The sequence below is a fragment of the Sulfitobacter sp. genome (assembly GCF_041552635.1).
In the GTDB taxonomy this organism is placed as follows: Bacteria; Pseudomonadota; Alphaproteobacteria; order Rhodobacterales; family Rhodobacteraceae; genus Sulfitobacter.
On record NZ_JBFEKM010000251.1, the window covers coordinates 1 to 4,203 of the forward strand.

At 59.7% G+C, this 4,203-nt stretch carries 4 protein-coding genes; all 4 read right to left on the bottom strand.

The annotated features are described in order from the left end of the window. Window positions 1–1,211 (bottom strand): TRAP transporter large permease subunit (locus ABYT07_RS19405; protein WP_372993664.1); only part of this gene is annotated, 1,211 nt, incomplete at its 3' end. After that, complete coding sequence (locus ABYT07_RS19410) at window positions 1,208–1,705, bottom strand: TRAP transporter small permease subunit (protein ID WP_372993665.1); 498 nt, start codon at window positions 1,703–1,705, stop codon at window positions 1,208–1,210. The genes ABYT07_RS19405 and ABYT07_RS19410, both read right to left, overlap by 4 nt. Before the next feature lie 63 nt (window positions 1,706–1,768). After that, window positions 1,769–2,854 (bottom strand): TRAP transporter substrate-binding protein, encoded by a 1,086-nt coding sequence (locus tag ABYT07_RS19415; protein WP_372993666.1) that lies wholly within the window; start codon window positions 2,852–2,854, stop codon window positions 1,769–1,771. Between the two features lie 74 nt (window positions 2,855–2,928). Continuing rightward, window positions 2,929–4,203 (bottom strand): urocanate hydratase (hutU, locus tag ABYT07_RS19420; protein WP_372993667.1); only part of this gene is annotated, 1,275 nt, incomplete at its 5' end.

Sequence of the window (4,203 nt, forward strand, 5' to 3'; positions counted from 1 at the left end):
GCACCCGTCGGACCACCGGGCAGGTTTTCCAGCAGATGCGCGACACGCTCTTCGCCACCCAAGCCTATAAAGACCAAGGAAAAGAAGCCCGCAGCAAGGATCGTCGCGAAAATCATCGCCGTCATGGTGAGCGTGGAATTCAGCGCGTCCTGAATAACCTTGGTGCGGATGGAAGCGCGCAGCGACAAGATCACGGCACCCAGACCGACAAGGGCCAGCACCGCGTAAAAGGCCCCGATAGCCCATTCCAGAATGCCATTGTCATTGCGTTGCAGCCGCACGGGATACAGTCCGGCAAAAAGGCCCAGACAGACCAACGCCAACGCGCCGATCAAAATCAGTTTCGGATTGATCCCGATCTTGCGCCCCGCCATCAGCAGCGCGCCGATGGCACCCACCGATGCGGCCTCGGTCGGGGTGGCAACACCGCCAAGGATGGCCCCGAGCACTGCAAAGATCAGTAAGACGGGCGGTACGATCGCGGCCAGAACCTCGTCTCGGTCAGGTCGGGCAAGGCCGATGTCTGCGGGGGGCATGTCTTGCGGGCGCAGCGCGCCGCGGATCAGGATATACAGCAGATAGAGCGTGACCAGCACCAGCCCCGGAATGATCGCGGCGGCAAAGAATTGCCCGACAGACAGCGCCTCGACCGCGAATTTACCTTGCGTATACTGCGCCTGTTGAAACGCGTTGGACATCACGTCGGCCAAAATGATCAGCAAGGTCGAAGGTGGTATGATCTGGCCCAAAGTGCCTGCGGTGCACACGATGCCAGCCGACAGGGCAGGGTTGTAGCCGGCGCGCAGCATGCTGGGCAGGGCGATCATGCCCATCGCCACCACCGTGGCCCCCACAATCCCAGTAGAGGCCGCCAAAAGCGCACCAACCAGAACCACCGAGATGCCCAAGCCGCCGCGCAATTGCCCGAAACTGCGCCCCATCGTATCAAGCAGCTCTTCGGCGATTTTGCTTTTTTCCAGTATGGCCCCCATCAGCACGAAAACGGGAATAGCGATCAGAACCTGATTGCCGATCAGACCAAATGCACGCTGGCCCAAAGCCCCCAGCAGCGAGACATCCATGACCCCCAGCATCCAGCCCAGATAGGCAAAGGCTATGGCGACACCGGCGATGCTGAACGACACCGGAAAGCCGGACAGAACAGCCACCATCAGGGCGGCGAACATGATCAGATCAAGATATTCGCTCATGCTTTGGGCCCTTTGTGGAACATTCGGATCAGGATCGACAGGGATTGCAGCAAGATCAGGATGCAAAACGCAGGGATCAGAGTTTTCAGCAAGAACACCGCTTCGATCCCGCCGACTGATATCGGACCTTCCAGAATTCTCCACGAATTGCGCACGGACGGCCACGACCAATACAGCAGCGCCGTCATGGATGGCATCAACAAGAAGATGTGGCCAAATATATCGATCCGCCGCCGCGCCGCGTCACTGACCTTGGCATAGAACACATCGACGCGGACATGTTTGTCGACCAGCAGCGTGAAACCGGCCCCCAGCATGAACAGCGTTGCATGCATATACAACACGCTTTCCTGCGCCGCGATGGAGTTATGGCCAAAGACATATCGACCGATGACAATGCAGAACTGCACCAGCACCATGATCAGCGCGAGCCAGCGGACGACGCTGGCAATGGCGCGGTTCATCTGGTCAATCGCATCGGCTAGAACAAGCATCACCGGCCCCTCGGTCTAGGTGGATGTGGTACGCAACGCCGCGCTGCGCACCACAAACCCGTTTTAGTATCCGAAAACGCCCGCGCGTGCGTTCATCTGCCCGTTGTCGGCATAGCTCATGTAGCCGCCAACCAGATCGCGATACGCGATAAAGCTTTCGGTGATCCGCACGACAAGTTCGTCATCATCGGCAAGATATTCCTGCATGATCTCTTGCGCGGCAACGCCCATGGCAGCGATCACATCGTCGGGCAGCTTGCGCACCTGAACGCCATGGTCCGACACCAGCGTTTGCAGCGATTGCGCGTGCTTGGTCATGTATTCAGTCCACACAGGGTTATAGAGACCCTGACAGGCTTGCGTGACGACTTCTTTCAGATCATCAGGCAGTTCGGCAAAAACGTCGGCATTGACGCCGCATTCTTCGGCGGAGGACGGCTCGCCCACGCCGGGCCAATAATAATAAGGCGCTACCTGATAATACCCAAGCGCGGAATCCGTCCATGGACCGATGAATTCACCCGCGTCCGACGCCCCGGTTTGCAGCGCTTGGAACATGGCCGGACCGCTCATCGCTTCGGCAGCCATGCCCAGCTTTGCCGCCATTTGCGAGGCGATGCCTGTGGTGCGGAACTTGAGCCCCTTGAGGTCCTCGACAGACGTGATCTCGTTCTTGAACCAGCCTGCCCATTGCGGACCGGAGTTGCCGCACAGGAACGGCTTGATGCCAAAGCGGCCATACATCTCGTCATAAAGCGCTTGGCCGCCGCCGTGATACATCCAGCCGAACTGTTCATCGGCGCGCAGGCCAAAGGGCTGCGACCCGAACAGCAAAATGCCCTTGGATTTTGACCCCCAATAGGCGGGAACGGCGTGATACAGTTCAGCTGTGCCTTCGGAAACTGCATCAAAAACGCCGTTGCCGGGGACGATCTCACCAGCGGCATAAAGTGTCACGTTGATCCGGCCACCCGAAAGCGTGGTGATCCGGTCGGCAAGCGTTTGGGCGGCAACACCGGGGCCTGGCAGGTTCTTGGGCCATGCCGATACCAGTTTCCAGTTGCGCACATCCTGCGCGATTGCCGGTGCTGCAAGGGTTGTTGCCGCGGCGCCAAGGCCTGCGGTTGCCAGAAATTTGCGTCTGTCCATGTCAGTTCTCCTTGTTGAATGTTCGGTCGGTCGGGTTTGTTCGCACCGTCTTGCGGGGCATCGAATGGTTGTGATCAGTTGCCTAAGATGCGCGGCAGGCGCAGCCCGTTTTCGCGCGCGCAGGCAATCGCGTCCTTGTATCCTGCGTCGGCATGTCGCCACACACCGCTGGCCGGGTCGTTCCACAGCACGCGTTCGATCCGCTTGGCTGCTTCGGGCGTGCCATCGGCGCAGATCACGACACCGGAATGCTGGGAAAACCCCATGCCGACGCCGCCACCGTGGTGGATGCTGACCCATGTCGCCCCCGATGCCGTGTTCACCAGCGCGTTCAAAAGCGGCCAGTCAGATACCGCATCAGAGCCGTCTTTCATCGCCTCGGTCTCGCGGTTGGGCGAGGCGACAGAACCCGCGTCAAGATGGTCACGGCCAATCACGACGGGGGCTTTCAATTCGCCGCTTGCGACCATTTCGTTGAACGCAAGGCCGGCGCGATGCCGATCCCCCAACCCGATCCAGCAGATGCGCGCAGGCAGCCCCTGAAAGGCAATCCGGTCGCGCGCCATGTCGAGCCAGTTGTGCAGATGGGTGTTCTCGGGGAAGAGTTCCTTCATCTTGGCGTCGGTTTTATAGATATCCTCGGGGTCGCCAGACAGCGCCACCCAGCGGAACGGCCCGATGCCACGGCAAAACAGCGGACGGATATAGGCGGGAACGAAGCCGGGGAAGGCAAAGGCGTTCTCCAGCCCTTCGTCCAGTGCGACCTGACGGATGTTGTTGCCATAATCCAGCGTCGGCACACCGGCTTTCCAAAAATCGACCATCGCTGCCACATGGGTTTTCATCGACGCCCGCGCTGCTTTTTCAACGGATTTGGGGTCGCTTTCGCGTTTGTCCCGCCACTTTGCCATTGACCAGCCTTGCGGCAGATAGCCGTTCAGCGGGTCATGCGCACTGGTCTGGTCGGTTACGATATCAGGACGTACGCCGCGCCGGTAAATCTCTGCAAAGACATCGGCGGCATTGCCAAGCAAGCCCACCGATTTGGCTTCGCCCGCCGCTGTCCACCGCGCGATCATCTCAAGCGCTTCGTCCAGCGTGTCGGCGCGTTCATCAACATAGCGGGTGCGCAGCCGGAAATCGATTGAATCAGGATTGCATTCCACCGCAAGACAGCAGGCACCGGCCATCACAGCCGCCAAAGGTTGCGCCCCGCCCATACCGCCAAGCCCGCCGGTCAGGATCCATTTGCCAGTCAGGTCGCCGTTATAATGCTGGCGGCCTGCCTCGACAAAGGTCTCGTAGGTGCCCTGAACGATGCCTTGGGAACCGATGTAAATCCACGATCC